21 protein-coding genes are annotated in these 21606 nt (G+C 65.7%); 14 read left to right on the top strand and 7 right to left on the bottom strand.

Translation table 11 applies throughout. The annotated features are described in order from the left end of the window. The first annotated feature begins 50 nt into the window (after positions 1–50). The 8 genes from ssuD (at position 51) to U8330_RS21610 (ending at position 7577) form a co-directional block, all read left to right on the top strand. A complete protein-coding gene (gene ssuD, locus U8330_RS21645; protein WP_323107650.1) occupies positions 51–1205 on the top strand; it encodes an FMNH2-dependent alkanesulfonate monooxygenase in 1155 nt (384 codons plus the stop codon). 144 nt (positions 1206–1349) lie between these two features. After that, positions 1350–2180 carry a MetQ/NlpA family lipoprotein gene (locus tag U8330_RS21640; RefSeq protein ID WP_323107649.1) on the top strand — a complete coding sequence of 277 codons (831 nt, stop codon included), beginning with the start codon at positions 1350–1352 and terminating at the stop codon, positions 2178–2180. Between the two features lie 70 nt (positions 2181–2250). Continuing rightward, on the top strand, positions 2251–3333 hold the full coding sequence (locus U8330_RS21635; RefSeq protein ID WP_323107648.1) for a methionine ABC transporter ATP-binding protein: 1083 nt from the start codon (positions 2251–2253) through the stop codon (positions 3331–3333). Further along, a complete protein-coding gene (locus U8330_RS21630) occupies positions 3314–3967 on the top strand; it encodes a methionine ABC transporter permease (RefSeq protein ID WP_323107647.1) in 654 nt (217 codons plus the stop codon). Before U8330_RS21635 ends, U8330_RS21630 begins: the two co-directional genes overlap by 20 nt. 196 nt (positions 3968–4163) lie before the next feature. Continuing rightward, entirely contained in the window at positions 4164–5171 is a 1008-nt protein-coding gene (tauA, locus tag U8330_RS21625; protein ID WP_323107646.1) for a taurine ABC transporter substrate-binding protein, read from the top strand. A 69-nt stretch (positions 5172–5240) separates the two neighbouring features. Further along, positions 5241–6038 (top strand): ABC transporter ATP-binding protein, encoded by a 798-nt coding sequence (locus U8330_RS21620; RefSeq protein ID WP_323107645.1) that lies wholly within the window; start codon positions 5241–5243, stop codon positions 6036–6038. Further along, positions 6035–6901, top strand: coding sequence for an ABC transporter permease subunit (locus U8330_RS21615; RefSeq protein ID WP_323107644.1), 867 nt, complete (start codon positions 6035–6037; stop codon positions 6899–6901). Before U8330_RS21620 ends, U8330_RS21615 begins: the two co-directional genes overlap by 4 nt. A gap of 46 nt (positions 6902–6947) precedes the next feature. Beyond that, positions 6948–7577 (top strand): alpha/beta hydrolase, encoded by a 630-nt coding sequence (locus U8330_RS21610; protein WP_323107643.1) that lies wholly within the window; start codon positions 6948–6950, stop codon positions 7575–7577. Positions 7578–7602: 25 nt separating this feature from the next. Here U8330_RS21610 and U8330_RS21605 read toward each other — a convergent pair whose 3' ends face one another. Genes U8330_RS21605 through U8330_RS21580 form a run of 6 tightly spaced genes read right to left on the bottom strand, consistent with a single transcriptional unit; the run spans position 7603 to position 14182 of the window. Further along, positions 7603–8982 carry an LLM class flavin-dependent oxidoreductase gene (locus U8330_RS21605; protein WP_323107642.1) on the bottom strand — a complete coding sequence of 460 codons (1380 nt, stop codon included), beginning with the start codon at positions 8980–8982 and terminating at the stop codon, positions 7603–7605. A 48-nt stretch (positions 8983–9030) separates the two neighbouring features. Next, positions 9031–10260: an SfnB family sulfur acquisition oxidoreductase gene (locus tag U8330_RS21600; protein WP_323107641.1), complete on the bottom strand. Its 1230-nt coding sequence runs from the start codon at positions 10258–10260 to the stop codon at positions 9031–9033. Positions 10261–10263: 3 nt separating this feature from the next. Then, a complete protein-coding gene (locus tag U8330_RS21595) occupies positions 10264–11529 on the bottom strand; it encodes an SfnB family sulfur acquisition oxidoreductase (protein ID WP_323107640.1) in 1266 nt (421 codons plus the stop codon). Positions 11530–11560: 31 nt separating this feature from the next. Further along, positions 11561–12214, bottom strand: coding sequence for a methionine ABC transporter permease (locus U8330_RS21590; protein WP_323107639.1), 654 nt, complete (start codon positions 12212–12214; stop codon positions 11561–11563). Next, a complete protein-coding gene (locus U8330_RS21585) occupies positions 12195–13382 on the bottom strand; it encodes a methionine ABC transporter ATP-binding protein (protein WP_323107638.1) in 1188 nt (395 codons plus the stop codon). Before U8330_RS21585 ends, U8330_RS21590 begins: the two co-directional genes overlap by 20 nt. A gap of 2 nt (positions 13383–13384) precedes the next feature. Then, positions 13385–14182, bottom strand: coding sequence for a MetQ/NlpA family ABC transporter substrate-binding protein (locus U8330_RS21580; protein WP_323107637.1), 798 nt, complete (start codon positions 14180–14182; stop codon positions 13385–13387). Positions 14183–14426: 244 nt separating this feature from the next. Between U8330_RS21580 and U8330_RS21575 the strand changes: the two genes are divergently transcribed. Both U8330_RS21575 and U8330_RS21570 read left to right on the top strand, forming a co-directional pair. After that, the gene (locus tag U8330_RS21575; protein ID WP_323107636.1) at positions 14427–14618 is read left to right on the top strand and encodes a hypothetical protein; all 192 of its coding nucleotides are present in this window, start codon (positions 14427–14429) and stop codon (positions 14616–14618) included. A gap of 69 nt (positions 14619–14687) precedes the next feature. After that, the gene (locus tag U8330_RS21570) at positions 14688–16118 is read left to right on the top strand and encodes an FAD/NAD(P)-binding protein (RefSeq protein ID WP_323107635.1); all 1431 of its coding nucleotides are present in this window, start codon (positions 14688–14690) and stop codon (positions 16116–16118) included. Between the two features lie 12 nt (positions 16119–16130). Here U8330_RS21570 and U8330_RS21565 read toward each other — a convergent pair whose 3' ends face one another. After that, a complete protein-coding gene (locus U8330_RS21565; RefSeq protein ID WP_323107634.1) occupies positions 16131–17159 on the bottom strand; it encodes a LacI family DNA-binding transcriptional regulator in 1029 nt (342 codons plus the stop codon). Between the two features lie 140 nt (positions 17160–17299). Between U8330_RS21565 and U8330_RS21560 the strand changes: the two genes are divergently transcribed. From U8330_RS21560 to U8330_RS21545, 4 genes are read left to right on the top strand one after another with little or no spacing between them, the layout of a single operon-like run. Next, complete coding sequence (locus tag U8330_RS21560; RefSeq protein WP_323107633.1) at positions 17300–18427, top strand: sn-glycerol-3-phosphate ABC transporter ATP-binding protein UgpC; 1128 nt, start codon at positions 17300–17302, stop codon at positions 18425–18427. Beyond that, on the top strand, positions 18414–19301 hold the full coding sequence (locus U8330_RS21555; protein ID WP_323107632.1) for a sugar ABC transporter permease: 888 nt from the start codon (positions 18414–18416) through the stop codon (positions 19299–19301). The genes U8330_RS21560 and U8330_RS21555 overlap by 14 nt, the downstream gene beginning before the upstream one ends. Next, complete coding sequence (locus tag U8330_RS21550) at positions 19301–20182, top strand: carbohydrate ABC transporter permease (RefSeq protein WP_323107631.1); 882 nt, start codon at positions 19301–19303, stop codon at positions 20180–20182. The genes U8330_RS21555 and U8330_RS21550 overlap by 1 nt, the downstream gene beginning before the upstream one ends. Positions 20183–20237: 55 nt before the next feature. After that, complete coding sequence (locus U8330_RS21545) at positions 20238–21566, top strand: extracellular solute-binding protein (protein ID WP_323107630.1); 1329 nt, start codon at positions 20238–20240, stop codon at positions 21564–21566. The last annotated feature ends 40 nt before the right edge of the window (positions 21567–21606 follow it).

Below are 21606 nucleotides of genomic sequence, written 5' to 3'. Positions count from 1 at the left end.
ATCTTTAGCGCAGCGTGGTTCACGTTCCCCCTCCGCGACAGGATTTCGACATGCCGCTTGACTTTCTCTGGTTCATCCCGTCCTCCGGCGACGGGGCCTATCTCGGGTCCGACGATCTCAGCCGGCCTGTGGATCCCGGCTATTTCCGGGAGATCGCCAAGGCGGCGGACAGGCTTGGCTATTCGGGCGTGCTGATCCCTACCGGCGCCGCCTGCGAGGAATCCTTCATTCTCGCCGCCGATCTCGCCGCCCATACCGAACGGCTCAAGTTCCTGGTGGCGATCCGCCCCGGCGTGGCGTCTCCCGCCTATTACGCGCGCCTCGCCTCGACGCTCGATCGGGTATCGAACGGCCGGTTGCTCCTCAACATCGTCGTGGGCGGCAGCGCGCAGGAACTGGCGGGCGACGGCATCTTCCTGGCGCATGACGAGCGCTACGATCATGCCGAGGAATTCTTTCAGGTCTTCAACACCTTGATTGAAACCGGCAAGGCCAGTCTCGATGGGCGCTACATCAAGGCCATCGACGCCCGGCTCGGCCTGCCGCCGGTGCAGGAGCCGCGTCCGCCGCTCTATTTCGGCGGCTCGTCCGATGCGGCCATCGCCTTTTCCGGCGGCCTGACCGACAAATACCTGACCTGGGGCGAGCCTGCGGCGCAGGTTGCGGAAAAGATCGCCGCCGTGCGCAAGTCTGCTGCTGCGCATGGCAAGGAGGTCACCTTCGGGATCCGCCTGCACTTCATCGTGCGTGAAACGGATGACGAGGCCTGGGCAGCGGCCGACCGCCTGATCTCCAAGCTTTCGGACGAGACGATTGCCGCCGCGCAGCAGGTTTTCGCCAAGAGCTCGGATTCCGTCGGCCAGGCACGCATGGTGGCCCTGCATCAGGGCCGCCGCGACAAGCTCGAGGTGTCGCCCAATCTCTGGGCCGGGATCGGTCTCGTCCGGTCTGGCGCCGGCACGGCGCTGGTCGGCTCGCCGAAGACCGTCGCCGCGCGCCTGCGTGAGTATCAGGATCTCGGTATCGACACCGTGATCGCCTCCGGCTATCCGCATCTGGAAGAGGCCTATCGGGTCTCGGAGCTGCTCTTCCCGGAGCTCGGCCTGCCCGGCCCGCACGGGCAGATCCGGTCCTCCTTCGGCGAACACCAGGTGTTCGGCGGCGGCGGCCATGGCGGCAACGTCAAGACGGCGTCGGCTTCCTGACCAGCCTGTTCGCGACCCGCCGCGCTCGACGCCGGCGGGCCACAGCGGCGAACACCGAACCATCCACTGACAGGCCAAGGAGGTAACGTCGCGAGAGCGTGACGCCCGGCTTCATTTCCCACGAGAACAAACAGGATAAGAACAATGATCAAAACTTCTGGAAACACCTCCGCCTTGCTTCGCCGCTGGTTTCTGGCGGGACTCGCCGCTGCAAGTCTCGCGCCCTTTCTTGCCCCGCAGCCGGGTGTCGCGGCCGACAAGGAGATCAAGGTCGGAATCATGAGCGGGGAGGACGAAGATGTCTGGCGCGCCGTGCAGGAAGAGGGGGCCAAGCGCGGACTGAAGATCGAAACCGTCGTCTTCAACGACTACACCCAGCCCAACGAAGCGCTGGAGCGTGGCGAGATCGATGCCAACGCCTTCCAGCATCAGCCCTATCTCGACAACCAGATCGCCCAGCACGGCTACAAGATCGTCGCCGTCGGCTACACCGGGGTCTGGCCGATCGGCCTTTATTCGAAGAAGGCAAAGTCGGTGGCCGACATCGCGGACGGGGCGACGATCGGCGTGCCGAACGATCCGTCGAACGAGGGGCGGGCGCTGCGCGTGCTGGAGCACGAAGGTCTGATCAAGCTCAAGGACGGCGCCGGCATTCTGGCGACGATTGCCGACATTGCGGAGAACCGGAAGTCGATCGAGATCAAGGAGCTCGACGCCGGCATCGTCGGTCGTTCGATCGACGATCTCGACGCAGCCGTGGTCAATACGGACTGGGCGCTGAAGGCGGGCCTGACGCCGGCCGAACGGATCGCCCAGGAGCCCATCGCCGACAACCCCTACCGCAACTTCATCGCCGTCAGGCAGGGCAGCGAGACGGAAGGCTGGGTGAAGGATTTGGTGGCCTCCTACCAGAACGAGACGGTCAAGGCCGTTTTCGATAGGGTGTACAAGGGAACGGGCCTCGCCGCCTATTGAGCGCCTTTCCATCCTGTTCGCGAGGCGGCCGGTTCACCTGCCGCCTCGTTGCCGTTTTCGGAGTTTTTTCATGCCCCCCTCCTCTTCCCCGCCGGCCGACCGCGCGCGCGGACCGGCCGAAGACCGCGTCATTGCCCTGCAGGATGTCCGTCGCCGCTTCGCAAGCGTCCAGGCACTGGACGGCATTTCGCTCGATGTTCGAAAGGGCGAGGTGCTCGGCATCATCGGCCGCAGCGGCGCGGGCAAATCGACGCTGATCCGCTGCCTCAACGGGCTGGAGCGGCCGGACAGCGGCACGATCCACATCGAAGGGACGGAGATTTCTCAGCTCTCGGAGGCGGCGCTCCAGCCGCTGCGCCGCAGGATCGGGATGATTTTCCAGCATTTCAATCTCCTGTCCGCCAAGACGGTGGAAGAAAATGTCGCGCTGCCGCTGAAGATCGCCGGCGTCGGTCGAGCCGAACGGGTAAAGCGCGCCCAGGCGATGCTCGACCTCGTCGGCCTGACCGACAAGGCGCGGGCATTTCCGGCTGCGCTGTCGGGCGGACAGAAGCAGCGCGTCGGCATTGCCCGGGCGCTGGCTGCCGAACCGGCGCTGCTGCTTTCCGACGAGGCCACCTCCGCGCTCGACCCGGAGACGACGCGCTCGATCCTGGCGCTGCTCAAGGACATCAACCGGACGCTCGGCCTGACCATCGTGCTCATCACCCATGAAATGGATGTCGTGCGGGCGGTGGCCGACCGGGTGGCGGTGATCGATGCCGGGCGTATCGTCGAAGAGGGCGAGGTCTGGCGGGTGTTTTCCGATCCTCAGGCGGCGATCACCCGCAGCCTCCTGCAGGGAAGCCGCCCTCAGCTTCCGGATGCGCTTGCCGATCGTCTCGGCCCACAGGGCTCGGGAACCAGCGCCATCCTCTGCCTCGATGCGGCCGGGCGGCCGGTGGTCGATGCGGTCCAGGCGGCGCTGGCGCAACTGTCGAGCCGGGGGCTTCGCATCCTGCATGGCGGCATCGAACAGATCCAGTCGCAACCGGTCCTCCGCTTCTTCCTCGCTTGTCCCGGCGATCCGACGGTGCTCGACCAGGTCCATTCGCAGTTGAGCGCGCAGGGTGCGCGCCTGGAGGTTCTCGGCCATGTCGCCAATCCTGTTTGACCTGCTGCTGAAATCGCTGTGGGAAACCGTCCTGATGACTCTGGCTTCAGGGGCCATCTCCTTCGTGGCGGGCCTGCCGCTGGGGCTTGCGCTCGTGGCCACGGCCAGGGGCGGCATCGCGGAAAACCTGTTGGTCAACCGCGTGCTGGGAGCGGTCGTCAACGGCTTCCGCTCCGTGCCCTTCATCATCCTCCTCGTGGCGCTGATCCCGGTCACGCGGTTGATCGTCGGCACCGCGCTTGGCACCTGGGCGGCCATCGTGCCGCTCGCCATCGCCGCGACGCCCTATTACGCGCGGATCGCGGAGGTCTCGCTGCGCGAGATCGACGACGGCCTGATCGATGCCGTACGCGCCATGGGCGGCAACCGCTGGACGATCCTGCGCGAGGTGCTGGTGCCGGAAGCGCTGCCGGGCCTCGTGGCCGGCTTCACCGTCACGCTCGTCACGCTGATCGGCGCCTCGGCCATGGCGGGCGCGATCGGCGCCGGCGGGCTTGGCGATCTGGCCATCCGCTATGGCTACCAGCGCTTCGAAACCGCGGTCATGGTGGCGGTCGTCGTGGTGTTGATCGTGCTCGTCAGCCTGATCCAGTGGGGCGGAGACTGGCTGGTCGCCAGGCTGGAGCGACGGTAGGCAACGGAGGCGGCCGATCTGTCCGACCGGCCGCCTCGTCCTGGTTTCACAGGATGGAAAACCGCTTTTCCCCGAACGCCGGTTATTTGGAATGAACCGGTCGTCCTGCCTGTCCTTCCTGATGAACTGTATCTCTATATAATTTGTCGATATCATAAGCTTCGGTCATGCGACTAACCCGAGAGGAGAACCCGACATGACCGCACCCACCCGCCGCAGCCTGCTCGCCGCTGGCACCGCCCTTGCTCTCGCGCTCATCGGCACACCGGCCTTCAGCGCCGACGTGACCATCACCATCGGCTACCAGCCGATCGTCGAGCCCTCCCGCGTCCCGCAGGCGGACGGAACCTATGAGGCGGCAACGAAGGCCACGATCGACTGGAAGAAGTTCGACAGCGGCGCGGACGTGATCGCGGCCATTGCTTCGGGTTCGCTGGATATCGGCTATGTCGGCTCCTCCCCGCTCGCCGCCGCCGCCAGTCGTCAGCTGCCGATCGAAACGATCGCCCTTGTCGGGCTGATCAGCGAGGCCGAGGCGCTGGCGGTGCGGGGTATTTCCAAGCCGGAGGACCTGGCCGGCAAGAAAATTGCTACACCCTTCGTCTCCACCGCCCATTACAGCCTCCTGACCGCGCTCAAGCACTGGTCGATCGATCCGAAGTCGGTCGAAATTCTCAATCTCCGCCCGCCGGAAATCGCGGCTGCCTGGTCGCGCGGCGATATTGATGGCGCCTATGTCTGGGATCCGGTGCTCTCGCAGATCAAGACCAGCGGCACCGTGCTCGCCACCTCCGCCGATGTCGCCCAGTGGGGCGGCCCGACCTTCGACGCCTGGATCGTCAGCAAGAGCTTTGCCGAGAAGCATCCCGATCTCGTCGCCACCTTCGTCAAGGTCACCGGCGATGCGACGGCCGCCTACCGCGCCAATCCCGACAGCTGGGGTGCAGGATCGCCGCAGGCCGAAAAGATCGCGCGGCTGACCGGCGCCAAGCCCGAGGAAGTACCGGCGCTGCTGAAGGGCTACATCTTCCCGACGCTTGAGGAACAGGCGGGTGCCGACCTGCTCGGTGGTGGAACGGTGAAGGCCGTCGCGGCCACCTCGGCCTTCCTTAAGGAGCAGGGCAAGATCCCCTCCGTGCTCGACGATTACAGCGCCTATGTCTCGCCGCGCTGGGTCAAGGACGCCGCCAAGCTTTCCTTCTGACGCATAGGACCGGCCCGTCTGCCGAGGCAGGCCGGTCCCGCATTTCCTCCCCAGACCCTGGACGGCCCGATGACGACCCGCCTGACTTTCGACCAGACCAGCCTCTCCTATGCGCTTCCCGGCCAGCCTCCGCATCTGGTGCTGGACCGGATCTCGCTTTCTGTTTCGACCGGCGAATTCGTCGTCATCATCGGGCGGTCCGGCTCCGGCAAGACGAGCCTGCTCAATCTCGCCGCCGGGTTCCAGACGCCGAGCGCCGGATTGGTCAGCGTCGATGGCGTGCCCATCACGGGCCCGGGTGCGGAGCGTGCCGTGGTGTTCCAGGATGATGCGCTCTATCCCTGGCTGACCGCGCGCGACAATATCGCCTTCCCCTTGGCGCTCAAGGGTCGCGGCGTTGCGGAACGGCGGTCGATCGCCGAGGACCTTCTGGCCCGCGTCGGCCTGAAGGAGGCCGGCGACCGGCGCATCTGGGAGCTTTCCGGCGGGATGCGCCAGCGCGTCGGCATCGCACGGGCACTGGCGGCCGATCCACGCTTTCTCCTGCTCGACGAGCCGCTCGGGGCGCTGGACGCCCTGACCCGGTCGAAATTGCAGCTCTTTCTGCTCGATATCTGGCGGACGAGCCAGGCCGGCGCCCTGCTGATCACGCACAGCATCGAGGAAGCGCTGCTGCTGGCCACACGCATCGTCGTCCTCCAGCCGGAGCCCGGCCGGATCGGCACGATCCTGACGACGGGCTTTTCGGCGGAGATCCTGGCGGGAGCCGACCCACGCGCGGTGCGGCGGTCGCCGCAGTTCCGCGCGCTCCATGACGAGCTGACCGGCCTCATCCATGACGATAGCACCGAGGAGATCGCTGCATGAGCGCGCTTGCCGAGATCCCGACCGACCGGCCGGACAACACGGCTGACCTGACACGTTTGAAGGCGGCGGCCAGCCCGCGCCGCGGCGTCCGCGTGCCGATCTGGATCGTCTCGGCCGCGACGGTGAGCGGACTGTTTCTCGCCTGGTTCCTCGCATCGGCCTATGGCGCGGTTTCGCCGGTCTTTCTCCCTTCGCCGCTCGTCGTCGCCCAATCGCTCGGAACGCTCGTCACCACCGGCTTCGTGGATTCCACCCTGCTCGAGCATCTTCTCGCCAGTCTTGGCCGAGTGCTGGGGGCGCTCTTCGTCTCCGTTCTGGTCGGCGTGCCCGCCGGACTGTTGATCGCCACAAGCCGGATCGGGCGCGGCGTGCTCGATCCGATCGTCGAGTTCCTTCGTCCGCTGCCGCCGCTCGCCTATCTGCCCCTGATCATCATCTGGGTGGGGATCGGCGAAGCGTCGAAGGTCACGGTAATCGCGCTGTCCATGCTGCCGCCGATCATCCTGTCCACCAGCGCCGGCGTGCGTGGCGTGCCCAGCGACTTCGTCAATGCCGCGCGCTCCTTCGGCGCGACACGGCGGCAGGTGCTCGGTCGTGTCATCCTGCCTGCCGCTCTTCCCTCGATCCTGACCGGGACGCGCATCGCGCTCGGAACCGGCTGGTCGACGCTGGTCGCGGCCGAGCTCGTCGCCGCCACGCGCGGCCTCGGCTTCATGATCCAGTCGGCGGCACAGTTCCTGGTGACCGATATCGTCATTGCCGGCATCGCGGTCATTGCCATTGTCGCCTTCGCCCTGGAGTGGCTGGCCCGCTGGATCGAGCGCCGCTTTGTTCCCTGGTCCCATCAGAGCCGCGAGCGCTGAGCCGTCGGCAGCTGCCGGCCCCCTATCGAGCCAGAGAGGTTTTGTCATGCCGTCCTCGCGCCCTGCGGTCGAAACGCTTCTTTTGCCGGGCCTGAACGGCTCGCCGGCCGGTCACTGGCAGGCTGTGTGGGCCGAGGAACGGCCGGACGCGCGGATGCTCCTGCAGGACGATTGGGGCTGCCCGACGCTCGAGGACTGGCTGGGTCGCCTGGAAGAAACGCTCGCCTTCTCCGATCCCGTCTGGCTCGTCGCGCACAGCCTTGGCTGTCTCTTGGCAGCCCAGCTTGCGGACCGCCCGCTGGCCCGGATGATCAAGGGCACGCTGCTCGTCGCCCCTTGCGACCTCGCGCGCGTCGAGACGCTGCATCCCTGCGTCGTGCGCTTTGGCGCCATGCCGACGAAGCGCCTGCCCTTTCCAAGCCTGGTCGTCGCCAGCCGTAACGATCCTTACATGCACTTCGACATGGCGGAGCGGATGGCGCGCTGCTGGGGCAGCGATCTCGCTGATCTGGGCGCCGCCGGCCATATCAATATCGCAAGCGGTTTCGGCCGCTGGCCAATCGGGTTTACGCTTCTCGATCGCCTTCAGGACAGGGCGGCGCGTTCAAGGCGAGCGCTCTGCACGCCTCTTTCGCTCACCCCTCCGTCCTCCCGCCACAGCTCCGCCCGTCCGTAAGGATTGGCGGACCAGGTAAAAGCCGTCAGGCCTCGGCGGCAAGCCGCGCGGTTCGTGCTTCCTGGCTTCCTGGGTGGTTTTCGGGGAGATAGTCGCCCTTTCCGAAAAGCTGGTGACGCAACGTGCCACCGCGATAGGCGGTCTTGTAGACGCCCCGTTGCTGGAGTTCCGGCACCACCCGGTCGACGAGGTCGGCATAGCTCTCCGGCACCACGGTGCGGGTCAGGTTGAAGCCGTCGATCCCGCTTTCCTCCACCCAGGCGATCAGCTCCTCAGCCACCCTCGCCCCGTCGCCGACGATCAGCGGATAACGTCCGCCGATGGCGAGCTCCTTCAGGAGCTGGCGCTTGGTCCAGCCTTTCTGGCGCGCCATCTGCGTCACCGACTGGATGGCATTCCCCGCCCCGTACTCGATCGTCTCGTCGAGGTCGAAACGGGACAGGTCCATGCCGCTGCCGGCGGAAAAATGCGCAAGCCCCGCTTCCGGGCTCGCATGGTCGAGATAGTCGGCCAGCTTGTCCTGCGCCTCGGCATGGGTGACGCCGGTCACAACGGTGATGCCGACGAAGATCTTGATGTCCTCGGCCCGGCGCCCGGCCGCCACCGCCTCGTCCCGCAGCGTCTTGACGGTGCGGGCGGCGGAAGCCCGGTCGCTCGCGCCGATGAAGATGCACTCGGCATGGCGGGCGGCGAACTGGCGGCCACGACCCGAGGTGCCCGCCTGATAGAGCACCGGCGTTCGCTGGGCGGAGGGTTCGCTCAGATGATAGCCCTCGCAGCGATAATAGGGGCCGTCATGCTCGATCTTGCGCACCCGCTCCGGCTCCGCGAAGACCCGGCGCGCCTTGTCGCGCGGCACGGCATCGTCGGACCAGCTGGCCTCCCAGAGCTTGTAGAGAACGGCGAGGTAATCGTCCGCCCGGTCGTACCGGTTGTCATGCTCGCCGAGACCGGTCTGGCCGAGCGCACGAGCGGCACTGTCGAGATAGCCGGTGACGATGTTCCAGCCGATGCGCCCCTCGGTCAGGTGATCGAGCGTCGACATGCGGCGCGCGAAGCTATAGGGCGCCTCCACGCTGGTATTGACGGTGACGCCAAAGCCGAGATGGCGCGTTGCCGCCGCCATGGCGGAAATGAGCAGGAGCGGATCGTTGACCGGAAGCTGGATCGACTCCCTGAGCGTCAGATCCACCGAGTTCTGATAGACGTCGTAGACGCCGATGATGTCGGCCAGGAACAGGCCATCGAACAGACCGCGCTCGAGCGTCTGCGCGAGATCGGTCCAGTAGGAGATCTTCGTATAGTCCTGCGACCGATCCCGCGGATGGGTCCACAGACCGTGGTTGATATGGCCGACGCAGTTCATGCTGAAGGCGTTGAGGAGGATCTCTTTTCTCTGCGACATGCTCTGCTTTGACTGCCTGAGGGATATGTATGCGCGAGGGCGATGCCCTCAAAGGGCACCATGGCGCGGCGGGCGGCGATTGTTGAGATAGTATTGGCCGACCGCCTGATATTTCCAGCGGACCGGATCGTGCAATGTGTGGGTTCGCACATTGCGCCAGTGCCGATCGTAATTGTCCTCGTCGACCGTCGAGGAGGTTCCCGACAGCTCGAACAGTTTGGTGGCCGCCAGAAGACCGGCCTTGGTGCTGGCGATCCTTGCTTGCGCGACCGCGATGGAAGCCGCGGCCACCGTGTCCTCGCCCGGTTGGTCCATGGCCAGATCCACCACCGCCCCTGCCCGCCGCAGCAGCGCCTCTGCGGCACGCAGGCGCAAGCGCACCTGTCCGATCTCGCTCAGCGTCAGCGGATCTTCGGCCGCCGTTTCGACTCCGGCATCGATCCAGGGGCGCGAGCGGGTCCTCACGAAATCGAGAAGATCGCGGTACGCGCCTTCGCCGAGACCGAGATCGATGGCGGCGTGGATGATCTGCGCCACCGGGCCGATCGTCGTCGGCGTTTCGAACGACGCCTGATAGGGCAGGATCCACTCCGGCTCGACCGCCACCTGGTCGAACTGCACCGTGCCGCTGCCGGTTACCCGCTGCCCGAAGCCGTCCCAGTCGTCCACCACCGTCACGCCGGGAGCATCGCGGGGAATGAAGACGAGATGCCCTCTGTCCTCGCCGCCCTCGGCCTGAACCGCCAGCGTCGGGATCCAGTGGGCGTAGATCGCTCCCGTGCAGTAGGATTTGGTGCCGTCGACACGCCAGGTGCCGGTCTCCAGCGTCAGCCGCGTGCGGCGCTTGAAGTCGCGGTGCCCGGTCTCCGCCAGAGCATTGCCGGTGCGCTCGCCGGCAAGGACGCGATCGTAGAAGAAACGTTTCTGCGCCTCGCTGCCGCCGACCCGCAGGATTTCCAGCGAGTAATAGTGATTTTGCGGAATCTGGGCGAGCGAGCCATCGCTGGCGGCGATCAGCGCCGTCACCCGGGCGAGCGTTCCCGCTGAAACCCCCGCGCCGCCGAAGGCTTTGGGGACTGTGATACCCCAGAGGCCCGTCGCCACGAAACGGTCGAGCTCCAGCCAGGGAAGCCGCCGTTGCGCGTCGCGCGCGGAGGCGCCAGGTCGGATTTCCTCGGCAAAGGCGGTCGCCACGGCAATGGCCTCCGCATCCGAGGTGATGAGATGCGGGCGGGCCTCAGGGCGCGCAGCGGCGGGGACCGGATACAGATCGGCCATGGGTCAGTTCCATTGATGACGGTTGGGCAGGATGCCGTTCAGCGCATAATTGCCGATCAGATGAATCTTCCATCGCACCGGATCGTGCAGCGTGTGGACCCGGGCGTTGCGCCAGTGGCGATCGAGATTGTGGGCGGCGCGCGTTGCGGCGGAACCGGCGAGATCGAAGAGCCTTTCGCTTGCCTCCAGCGCGATCTCCGTGGTCAGGATCTTCGCTTCTGCAACCGCTACCGAGGCGCGTGCACTGCTTTCCGCCGTTACCGGGGCCGCGGCGATGGCATCGATGGTGCGGCCGGCCTCGTAGAGGATTTCCTGCGCGGCATGCAGGTCGGTCGCCAGAGCGCCGACACTGTGCAGGATGGTCGGGTCGTCGGTCGCCTGGGAAAGACCGGAATCCACCCAGGGACGGGCCCGCTCGCGCACGAAGCCCAAGGCATCCTCGAAGGCGGCGCGGGCGATGCCGGCGTCGATCGCTGCCTGGATCAGCTGGGACACCGGCCCGGCCAGACCCGGCTTGTCCTTGAAGGCATGGACGGGGAAGACGAGCTCCGGCTCGATCGCCACCTGATGGAAGACCACCGTTCCGCTGGCCGTCGTGCGCTGGCCGAAGGCCGCCCAATCGTCGATGATCGTCACGCCCGGCTGCCCGCTGCGCGCCCAGACCTGCACGGCCCGCCCCTCGTCGTCAACCGCCCGGGTCGGGATGTAATGGGCGAAGAGCGCGCCGGTCGAATAGAAGCGCTCACCCGTCAGCCGCAGCCCTCGACTGGTCGCCTCCAGTCGGGTCGTCGAGATCGTCACCAGCTTCGTCTTCCGCTCCGGCCCGGCATTGCCGATGCGATGACCGGCGAGAACATCGGCATAGACGCGCGCCTTCTGCGCCTCGGTTCCAATATCGGCAACCAGCGCCAGAACGCCGAACTGGTTCTGCGGGATCTGGCCGAGCGAGGGGTCGGCGGCGCAGAGGATTTCGAAGACCCTGGCCAGCGTCTCGTAGCCGGCACCGGTGCCGCCATAGGCCTTGGGCACCGTGATCGCGCCCAGCCCGCTTTCGGTGTAGGTCTCGATCTCCTCGAACGGCAGGCGGCGCTGCCGGTCGCGCTCCGAGGCGCCGGTCCGGAAGCGCTCGGCAAGCCGATGCGCGATGTCGACAGCCTCGTCGTCATCGCGAATGCGATAGACGGGACGGGGTTCGCGCGGCCGGCGGAGCAGTGCCTCGGCCGAGCCGGTCTCCGTCTGGCCGGCGGAGCGGGATGAATGGGGTGTCATGGTCGATGTCCGGTTGAAGAAGACGGGAAGATCAGCGCGCGCGCAGGCGGCGCACTGCGGTGTCTCCGGCGAATTGAACGAGGCACACCGTGGCGATCAGCACGACCAGCACGGCGAGCATCACGGTCGTATCGAAGCGCTGGTAGCCATAGCGGATCGCCATGTCGCCGAGCCCGCCCGCGCCCACCGCACCGGCCATGGCCGACGCACCAATCATCGAGACAAGCGTGATCGTGAAGCCGCCGATCAGGCCTGGAAGCGCTTCCGGCAACAGGACGTGGCGGATGATGTGCCAGCGGCGGCAACCGATCGCCTGCGCCGCTTCGATCAGTCCCGGCTCCACCTCACGCAGGCTGACCTCGGCGATGCGGGCGAGAAACGGCGTCGCGCTGATCGACAAGGGGACGATGGCGGCCCAGACGCCGATCGTCGTTCCCGTCACAAGCCGGGTGAAGGGCAGGAGCGCGACCAGAAGGACGATGAAGGGCGCTGCGCGAAAGCCGTTGATGACGGCCCCGAGGATACGGTGGCTGCGCGGCGCGGTGATGAGCCCGCCCGGCGCGGACAGAACCAGGAAGACCGCCAAGGGCACGCCGATCACCAGAGCGATCAGGGCGGAGACGCCCACCATCGTCACCGTATCGAGGAATGCCTGGCACAGGCGATCAATCATCTGCGGGGACATAGCCGAGAATCCTTGCGGCATGGGCCAGATCCTGGCCCGCGATGAGGGTGTCGAGCCGATCGCCGGCCGGCGTCGAGAGAATGAGCCGCCCGGCCAGATGGCCGTCGATCCGATCCAGCTGGCTCTGGACGATCAGCGTGTTCGCGCCGAGAAGCGCCGAGAGGCCGGAAACATCCGGCCTGCGGTCGGCAGCACCCGTATAGACGAATTCGATAAGCGCGCGTGCCGGCCTGCCGTCCCACTGCGGTTGGAGACGGGCGGCGAGATCCTCCGGCAGGCCGCGATCAAGCGGGGCGAGCAGAGCCCGGGTCGCCTCATGCGTCGGCCGGCCGAAAACCTCCCAGACCCGCCCTGTCTCGGCGATCTCCCCCTGATCGAGCACCAGCACATGGTCGCAGATCTCGCGGATCACGCTCATTTCATGGGTGATGAGGATGATGGTGAGGCCCAGGCGGCGATTGATGTCCTTGAGAAGGGAGAGGATCGAAACCGTGGTCTCCGGATCGAGGGCCGAGGTCGCCTCGTCGCAGAGCAGGATCTCCGGACGGCTGACAAGCGCGCGCGCAATGCCGACCCGCTGCTTCTGTCCGCCGGAAAGGCGGGACGGATAGGTTGTCTCCTTGCCGGCGAGCCCGACCAGCGCCAGCACCTCGCTGACCTGCGCAGCGATGTCCGCCGAGGGGACGCCGGCAACCAGCAGCGGCAGGGCGACATTGTCGAACACGGTCTTGGCCGAGAGCAGGTTGAAATGCTGGAAGATCATGCCGACGCGCCGGCGCAGGCGGACCAGATCGTCCTCGCCAAGCGCGGCGATATCGACGCCGTCGACGAGCACGCGGCCGGAGCTTGGGCGTTCCAGCCGGTTGACCATGCGCAGCAGGGTCGACTTGCCGGCACCAGAGCGCCCGATGATGCCGAAGATCGTGCCGGCCGGTACCGCAATGTCGATCCCCTTCAGCGCCTCGACGGAGCCTGCCGGTGATCGATAGCGTTTTTCCACGGCCTCGAAGCGCACGTAGCCGGCGACTGCGGCTTGTTTGCCGGCGTCCGGGTAATCAGCCGGAACGGCAGCGTCGCCTGGACTGGGCTGCGCCCGCTGCGGACCCGGCGGATGGAACCGTTCACCCCGTGCCGCCGCTCGGGCGCTGCCGGCTTCGACCGCAGCCACGCTCATTTCTCCCATGCGATGGTGTAGAGCTTGGGATTGTGCGCGAAGCCTTCATCGATCGCCGCACGAACCACCTTGGAGGACTGGTAGAGCTCGACCACCTTCTTCAGCACCGGATTGTCGGCCTTGGCGGCATTCGCCGCGAAGACGATGGCGAACTGCTTGTCATCGACGCCGGAATAGATCAGGCCCGAACCCGGATCGAAGGTTTTGGCGGCGATGATGAAATGCGGGTACCCCAGCGCCAGATCGACATCGGCGGTGATGCGCGCAAGCTGCGGGCCTTCGACTTCGCGGAAGGTGACATTCTTCGGATTCTCAACGATATCGTCGAGCGTGCCGAGATAGCCGACGCCCTCCTTCAGCTTGATCAGACCGCCCCGTTCGAGCAGCAGCAGCCCGCGCCCCTGGTTCACCGGATCATTGGCGATGGCGACGGTCGCGCCCTCCGGAACGCTGGCGAAATCCCTGTGCTTGAGCGAGTAGATGCCGATGTTGGCGAGCGTGCCGACGCCGATCGGCGTGATCGTGTAGCCCTTCTGCTTGATGGCATTGGTGAGGAAGGGCACATGCTGGAAATAGTTGAGGTCGAGATCGCCTGCCTGAAGTGCTTCGTTCGGCGTCGTCCAGTCGCTGAACTCGATGACCTCAAGGTCGATGCCGGCCGCCTTGGCCTCCGGCACCAGCGCCTCGACGGAATCCCCGTAAACGCCGGGCACAACGCCGATCTTGACGGTCTCGGCCATGGCCGGGCCCGCCATGGCGATCAGGAATGCGGAAAGAACTGTCGTCAACTTCATGGATCACCCTCTCTTGTTGTCGATTAAATTACTAGATTTAACAGACAAGCAGAGTCGGGATCGTTCCGACATTGGCGCTGCGAGGAGAAAAATTTTCCAAATACGCAGGATGCCTTTCGGCGTCTGGTCGGCGCGAAGCGAGGGTTCGGACAAGCGGCGAATAGAATATAAAATTCGTAGACTAAATTGACTTCAGGCTGCGCCGCGCTCACACTGATCTGCATCAACAGGCAGGGAGACCGCCATGCCGATGAGCTTCAGTCTTTTCACTTTCGACTTCCTGGGCGCGCTGCGCCGCGCGAAGCATGAGGGACGCCTGGCAGCGTCGAGCACGGGGATTGAAACGCCCGACGATCGGGACGATCTCTCCCGAGAGCCGAAGCGATGGGCGGACAAAATCAAATTCTGGGGCCTTGAGGGCACGCCCTCTGTCTGACAGGTCCTTGACGCAAGCCTTGGCGATCAAGCCTTCGGCCCTTTCTTTCTCACGAGCAGTTCTTTCATCATGTCGCGCCTGACCGTTGCACCTCACAATCCAACCGTCGCCATCATCGGCGGCGGGTTCACAGGCGCGACGGTTGCCGCCCATCTGGCATCCGGTCCGGCCTTGCCACCTGGCACACGCATCATCGTCGTCGAACCGCGTGCCGCGCTGGGGCAGGGTCTCGCCTATGGCGCGACCGACCCGGCCCACCGCATCAATGTTCCCGCCGGCAAGATGACCATGGACCCGGAGCGGCCGCAGGACTTCGAGGACTATCTTCAGGCAACCGGCGCCGCAGCGCACGACGCCGACCTCATCGGCCGTGATGGTCTGCCCTATCCGCAGCGTGCCGTGTTCGGCGCCTATATGGCGGCGCGGCTGGCGCCGCTTCTGGCAGCCGGTCAGGTGGAGCATTGGCAAACCAGGGTCCGGGCGCTGAAAGCTCTTGCCTCCGGCTATCGGATCGACGGCGAAGACGGACGGGCGCTCACGGCCGATCTGGTGGTGCTGGCAGTCAGCCACCCCGCCCCCGCCTTGCCGCGTGGCTTCGAGGCCCTGCGCGGCGCGCCGAAGCTGATCGCCGACGTGACCTTGCCGGACGCGCTGGCGCCGATCGAGACGGAAGATCGAGTGCTGATCCTCGGCAATGGGCTGACCTCGGCGGATGCGATCGCCTCCCTTGCGCGGCAGGGGCATCGCGGCCCTCTTCTCTCCCTTTCGCGCCGCGGATTGCGGTCACGCGCGCACGGTCCCGCAGGCCAGGCAGCCTATGGCGCCTTCGCCGACGGCCCCCGGACGTCGGCAAGTACCCTGTTGCGCGATATCCGGCAGACGATCCGACAGGCCGAGCGCGAAGGCTTGACCTGGCATGCCGTGATCGACGCCGTTCGGGCGCAGGGCCAGACCATCTGGCCCGGCCTGCCGATGGCCGAACGGCGCCGGATCGTCCGCCACCTCCGCCCGTTCTGGGACGTCCACCGCTTTCGCATCGCGCCCCAGGTGGACGATGTTCTGCGCCGTGCCACCGATGCTGGCCGCCTGCAGCTTCTCGCCGCATCGGTTGCCTCGGTCGACCATCAGGACGGGGTTTATCGGTTGCAGGTGCGGGACCGCCGGTCGAAGACCCTGCGCCAAGTGGAGGCGGATGCGGTGATCGTGACGACCGGTCCGGCCCATGGCGGCATTCTGGAGAGCCAGCCCTTCCTCGCCGACCTCGCACGCGAGGGCCTGCTGCAGCCCTGCCCGACCGGGCTCGGCATCGCCTGCGACCAGGACGGGCACCCGCTTGCCGGCAACGGCAGACCGGTCGAGGAGGTCTTCATTGCCGGGCCGCTTGCCCGCGGCACCGTCGGCGAACTCATGGGCTTGCCGCAAGTCACCGACCATGCCGTCTTCATCGCAGCCCAGCTGCGCGCACGGCTGTTGAAACACCGCGAAAGCTCCGCCGCGTAAGACTTCGAGCGTCTAGACCGTCGTCTTGCGTTTCGCGCCCACGTCCGGCGCGGCGAGCGTTTTTACGGAGCGGCGTTCGATCAGCTCACATTCGAACTTGACCTTGAAGGGGCGCGGCTTTGCCCGCGGCGTGGAGAGGAGTTCGGCGAGATGCTCGACGGCATAGCGCCCCATTTCGCTGTGCGGCAGCTGCAATGTCGTCAGCGGCGGCACCATGTCGGCCGTGTAGGATTCATTGTCGAAGCCGATGATCGACATGTCGTCCGGGATCGTCAGACCGAGTTCGGCGGCGGCCGAATAGACACCCATGGCAGTCCTGTCGCAGAAGCAGCAGGTCGCCGTCGGCGGATCTGGCAGCAGCATCATCTGCTTGAAGGCATCATAGCCGCCCTTGATCGTCCAGCCGCCCTTGAAGATGATCGACGGATCGACGGCGATGTCATGCATCATCAAGGCGCGGCGGTAGCCCTTCAGCCGCTCGCGCGACGCCTCGATCGAGTCCTCACCACCGATATAGCCGATGCGTCGATGGCCGGCCTTGATCAGGGAGAGCGCTGCCGCCTGGCCTGCAACGAGATCGCCCGGCACGACGCTCGATACTGTGCGATCGGCGCTGTAGCAATTGAGAAGCACCGTCGGCAGGTTGGCAAGGCGCGGCGGCAGATGGACCTGTTGCGTGATGAGGCGTGCATAGAGGACACCGGCAACCGGCATGGCGGTGAGATAGTCGAGCGCCGCCTCTTCCGTGTCGCTGTCGCCGGACGTGGGCATCACCGAGACCATCAGGCCGAGTTCGTTGGCCGCCTCGGTCACGCCGTCGATCAGCCCGGCGACATGCGGAGAGCTGGTCACGTCGTTGATCAACATCGCGATCATCGGACGACGCTCGGCTCGCCTGTGGACGGTGGTGTAGCCGATCTCGGCCGCCTTCGCGAGCACGGCTTCCCGCGTCGCCGGCGAAATGCGCGTGCCCGGCGCATTGTTGAGGACCAGTGAAACGGTCGCCTGGGATACCCCGCAGGCGACTGCAATATCGGACATGGTAGGCTTTTTCGGCACCGCTGCGGCCCTCCTGATCCCCTCCGCATAGCACGACCCATCGCGCTTCGACAGCTTGAGCGCTTGATAACTGAAAAAATTTAGTTATAAGAATGGATATATAACTAAACACTTTGGGAGGAGTGGATGGCGGAAGTGACCCTTCAGGGGTATCGAAGCGGTTCGGCGCAGTCCAGGTCATCCACGATGTCTCGCTGAGCATCAGGGACGGCGAGTTCGTCGTCTTCGTCGGCCCGTCGGGCTGCGGCAAGTCGACCCTCCTGCGCATCATTGCCGGCTTTGAGGAGGCGAGCGGTGGCGACGTGTTGATCGGCGGGCGCTCCGTTCGCCACGAGGCAGCCCGCGACCGCGGCGTTGCCATGGTCTTCCAGAACTATGCGCTCTACCCGCATATGACCGCACGCCAGAACATGGCCTTCGGTTTGAAGAACATCGGGACGCCCAAGGCCGAGATCGAGGCGCGCATCGCCAAGGCGGCGGCTATCCTGCAGCTGGAGCCCTATCTGGAGCGGCGGCCGAATGCGCTGTCCGGCGGCCAGCGTCAGCGGGTCGCCATCGGCCGGGCGATCATGCGCGAGCCGGATGTCTTCCTCTTCGACGAGCCCTTGTCCAACCTCGATGCAGCGCTGCGCGTCTCCATGCGCACGGAGATCGCCCGGCTGCATCACCGCCTCGGCGCCACCATGATCTATGTGACGCATGACCAGACGGAAGCCATGACCATGGCCGACCGCATCGTCGTGTTGCGCGCAGGGCGCATCGAACAGGTGGGAACGCCGATCGAGCTCTACGACCGGCCGGCAAACGCCTTCATCGCCGGCTTTCTCGGCGCACCGCGCATCAACCTGATCCCGGCGCGCGTTACGGCCGTCGCCGGCGACCGGCTGACGCTGGAAGGCGCGGGCGGCTTCACGCTCGACGCGCGCGCCCAGCCGGAGTCCGTGGCCGTGGGTGCGACGGTCACGCTCGGTCTCCGGCCGGAAAACCTGACGCCTCGGGACGACGGCGAAATCGCCGGCACCGTCGACGTGGTGGAACAGCTGGGCGCGATGCAGCTCGTCTATGCGACGCTCGCCGATGGAACCAGCATCGTCGCCGAACAGCGCGGCGGTGCTGCGCCTGCCATCGGCGCAACGGTCCGGTTCGCCATCGGCGACGGCATCCGCCATGTGTTCGATGCGGACGAGCTGGCCATCACGGCCCTTGCCGCAACAGGACTCGAAGGGGGCAGCCGGCATGTCCGCCTTTGAAACCCCGGCCCGGCGGAAAGAGGCGGTCGCGGCGGCCTTGTTCCTCTCGCCCTTCCTTGTCGCCTATGGGGTGCTTCTCGTCTATCCTTTCTTCAAGGGGCTCTGGATGAGCCTGCATGACTGGGAGCTGGCGGGGAACTTCCGCGAGTTCGTCGGCCTCTTGAACTATGAAGATCTTTCTGCCGACCCGATCTTCTGGAAGGCAGTCGGCAACACGCTGCAATTCGTGGCGATGACCGTGCCCAGCATGACCCTGCTGGCCCTGCTTCTCGCGCTCGCCGTCAATGGCGGCGGGCGGGTCAGAGGTGTCCTGCGGTCGATCTTCTTCCTGTCCAGCGTCTTTTCGGTGTCCGTCGTCACGCTCATCTGGTCGATGGTGCTGAACGCCGATAACGGCCTGCTGGTCCCGCTCTTCCGCTGGTTCGGCGCCGAACCGATCAACTTCCTCGGCAATGGCGCGCTGGCGATGCCGTCGCTGACCGTCACCACGCTGTGGTGGGGCGTCGGGCTGCCGATGGCGCTGTTCCTGGCCGCCCTCAGCCAGATCCCGCCGGAGCTCTACGAGGCGGCCGAGCTCGACCATGCCGGTCGGCTGACGACGCTGTTCCGCATCACCCTGCCCTCCATCCGCAACACCGTGCTGCTCGTCCTCGTGCTGCAGATCGTCGGCCAGTTCCAGATCTTCGGCCAGGCGCATCTGATGACCCAGGGCGGACCGGCCAACCGGACGAAAATGCTCGTGCAATATATCTACGAGACGAGCTTCCGCGACTGGCAGGTCGGCTTTGCCTCCGCCATGGCCTTCGGCCTCTTCCTGCTGATGCTGGGTTTCGCCATGGCGCAGCTCTGGCTCGGCCGACGGGAGGATGCGTGATGGCCGTCTTGTCTTCGCCTCCTGCTGCCTCGCCCCTTGCCGCCCGCCGATCGCGCAGCCTGCGTCGCGCCACGGACGGAGCGATCCTGGCACTCACGGTCGCCTTCGCCATTCTCTGGCTGCTGCCGATCCTCTGGGTCGTCACCATGTCGCTGAAGCCGAATGCCGAGCTGATGCGCTCGACCGCCGGCTTCATCCCCCTGCCCTTCACGCTCGACAACTACATCAACCTTCTGAAGATGGAGACGGTGCCGCGCTGGCTGATGCACAGCCTCATCGTTGCCGTGACGATGACCGCGCTCGTGCTCATCGTTTCGTCCATGGCAGGCTACGCCTTCGCCCGACTGCGCTTCCCCTTCAAGAAGACGCTGTTTCTGCTGGTGATGGCAGGGCTGATGGTGCCGGAACAATCGATCTTCATTCCGCTTCACACCATGTTTTCCGCATGGGGGCTGCACAACAGCCATGTCGCCCTCGTCATGCCGCGCGTGGCCGTGCCGATCGGCGTCTTCCTGATGATGCAGTTCTTCCGCTCAATCCCGAAGGAGCTGGAAGAGGCGGCCGAGATCGATCACGCCTCGCGGCTCACGGTGTTTTTGAAGATCATGTTGCCGCTCTCCGTGCCGGCGCTGACGACGCTTGGCCTCTTCACCTTCATCTTCGCCTGGAACGACTTTCTCTGGCCGCTCGTCTCGGCCACCCGGGCCGACATGTACACGGTGACGGTCGGTCTCGCGTCCATTCAGAGCAACTTCGCCTTTTCCGAAGGGCTTGGCTCGGTGATGGCGTCGGCCGTCTTCGCCAGTCTGCCGATCATGCTTCTGTTCCTGATCTTCCAGCGCTTCATCGTGGCCGGCGTCGCCATGAACGCCGGCAAATAATCCGTTGGCCGGCGGGAGGCCGGCCAAACGGTTCTGCATCACCAAGGAGGAAACGATGCGTACCTTTGACACCCTGCGGACGATGGCGCTCGCCACGCTGCTGACCACGACGGCCTTTGCCGGTTCGGCCCAGGCAGTGGAGCTTTCGCTTCTGCGCTTCTTCGGCGAGTGCAACACCGAATACGGCGCGGTGACCGACGTCTCCAAGGCGAACGGCGAGTGCGGCATCATCACCGTGCTTACCAACAAGTTCAACGCGGAGAACACGCTGGGCGCCAAGGTGGTGACCCAGACCGTGGAATGGGGCGCCTATTACGACCAGCTGACCGCGACCTACTCGACCGGCAACATCCCCGATATCGCGGTCATGCACGCCTCCGTCCTGCCGAACTTCGCCAACCGCGATCTGCTGACCCCGCTCTCGGGCCCGATGAAGGCGCTCGGCATCGAGACGCAGGACTTCGTGCCGGCAGCGCTGAAGAACGCCACCGCCCAGGACGAGATCTACGCGCTGCCCTTCGATCTCCACGCTCTGCTTTTCCATGTGAACATGGACCTGATGAAGCAGGCAGGCATGGTCAATGCCGATGGCTCGCCCATGCTGCCGACGACGGCCGAAGAGCTGATCGCCCAAGGCAAGAAGTTCAAGGAAGCGACGGGCAAGGCGTTCATCGCGTCCGAATCCCAGAGCGCCGAAGGCATGATGGTCCGCTTCTTCGATACGCTGATGTGGCAGCAGGGGGTCGATGTCGTCTCGGCCGACGGCAAGACTGCGAGCATCAACACGCCCGAGGGCCTCAACGCCGCCAAGCTGATCTCGTCGATCTATTCGGAAGGGCTCGCCAACCCGGCGCTCGACTACCCGGGCTCCGAACAGGCGTTCCTGAACGGCGAGGCCGGCATCCTGATCAACGGCACCTGGGGCGTCGACAATTATGACAGTCAGGCCAAGAGCGGCAAGGCAACGCTGAAGAACTACCGCGTTGCCAATGTGCCGCAGCTCTTTGCCAATCAGAAGGTCTGGGCGGACAGCCATATGTGGGTGATTCCGAAGGATGACAGCCGCAGCGAGGAGGAAACCAAGGCCGCCGAAGCCTTCCTCAAATTCCTGAACGACAACAATTTCGAATGGTCGCGCACCGGCCATCTGTCGGTCCGCCAGTCGGTGCTTGATTCCGAGCCGTTCAAGGCGCTGCCGCACCGCAACGAGTTCTCGGCAACCGCTGCCAATGCCACCGCCCTCCCGCAGGTCCAGAACCAGCGGGCGGTTTACAACGCCATGATCACCGACCTGAACGCCATGTGGCTGACGGGCACGGAACCGCAGGCCGCGATCGAGGCCATGCAGGCCGGCGTCGACCGCGTCCTGCGCCGAAACCGCTAGCCGCGCTGCGCCGGGCGCCTGAGCCTCTCTCCCCTCAGGC

This window comes from Rhizobium sp. CC-YZS058 (genome assembly GCF_034720595.1).
Lineage (GTDB): Bacteria > Pseudomonadota > Alphaproteobacteria > Rhizobiales > Rhizobiaceae > Ferranicluibacter.
This window is presented reverse-complemented; position numbering and strand designations above follow the sequence as displayed.

Bases quoted from the DNA above. Each gene is read 5' to 3' on its own strand.
- ssuD (WP_323107650.1), top strand. From the start codon at position 51: ATGCCGCTTGACTTTCTCTGGTTCATCCCGTCCTCCGGCGACGGGGCC.
- U8330_RS21640 (WP_323107649.1), top strand. From the start codon at position 1,350: ATGATCAAAACTTCTGGAAACACCTCCGCCTTGCTTCGCCGCTGGTTT.
- U8330_RS21635 (WP_323107648.1), top strand. From the start codon at position 2,251: ATGCCCCCCTCCTCTTCCCCGCCGGCCGACCGCGCGCGCGGACCGGCC.
- U8330_RS21630 (WP_323107647.1), top strand. From the start codon at position 3,314: ATGTCGCCAATCCTGTTTGACCTGCTGCTGAAATCGCTGTGGGAAACC.
- tauA (WP_323107646.1), top strand. From the start codon at position 4,164: ATGACCGCACCCACCCGCCGCAGCCTGCTCGCCGCTGGCACCGCCCTT.
- U8330_RS21620 (WP_323107645.1), top strand. From the start codon at position 5,241: ATGACGACCCGCCTGACTTTCGACCAGACCAGCCTCTCCTATGCGCTT.
- U8330_RS21615 (WP_323107644.1), top strand. From the start codon at position 6,035: ATGAGCGCGCTTGCCGAGATCCCGACCGACCGGCCGGACAACACGGCT.
- U8330_RS21610 (WP_323107643.1), top strand. From the start codon at position 6,948: ATGCCGTCCTCGCGCCCTGCGGTCGAAACGCTTCTTTTGCCGGGCCTG.
- U8330_RS21605 (WP_323107642.1), bottom strand. From the start codon at position 8,982: ATGTCGCAGAGAAAAGAGATCCTCCTCAACGCCTTCAGCATGAACTGC.
- U8330_RS21600 (WP_323107641.1), bottom strand. From the start codon at position 10,260: ATGGCCGATCTGTATCCGGTCCCCGCCGCTGCGCGCCCTGAGGCCCGC.
- U8330_RS21595 (WP_323107640.1), bottom strand. From the start codon at position 11,529: ATGACACCCCATTCATCCCGCTCCGCCGGCCAGACGGAGACCGGCTCG.
- U8330_RS21590 (WP_323107639.1), bottom strand. From the start codon at position 12,214: ATGTCCCCGCAGATGATTGATCGCCTGTGCCAGGCATTCCTCGATACG.
- U8330_RS21580 (WP_323107637.1), bottom strand. From the start codon at position 14,182: ATGAAGTTGACGACAGTTCTTTCCGCATTCCTGATCGCCATGGCGGGC.
- U8330_RS21575 (WP_323107636.1), top strand. From the start codon at position 14,427: ATGCCGATGAGCTTCAGTCTTTTCACTTTCGACTTCCTGGGCGCGCTG.
- U8330_RS21570 (WP_323107635.1), top strand. From the start codon at position 14,688: ATGTCGCGCCTGACCGTTGCACCTCACAATCCAACCGTCGCCATCATC.
- U8330_RS21565 (WP_323107634.1), bottom strand. From the start codon at position 17,159: ATGTCCGATATTGCAGTCGCCTGCGGGGTATCCCAGGCGACCGTTTCA.
- U8330_RS21555 (WP_323107632.1), top strand. From the start codon at position 18,414: ATGTCCGCCTTTGAAACCCCGGCCCGGCGGAAAGAGGCGGTCGCGGCG.
- U8330_RS21550 (WP_323107631.1), top strand. From the start codon at position 19,301: ATGGCCGTCTTGTCTTCGCCTCCTGCTGCCTCGCCCCTTGCCGCCCGC.
- U8330_RS21545 (WP_323107630.1), top strand. From the start codon at position 20,238: ATGCGTACCTTTGACACCCTGCGGACGATGGCGCTCGCCACGCTGCTG.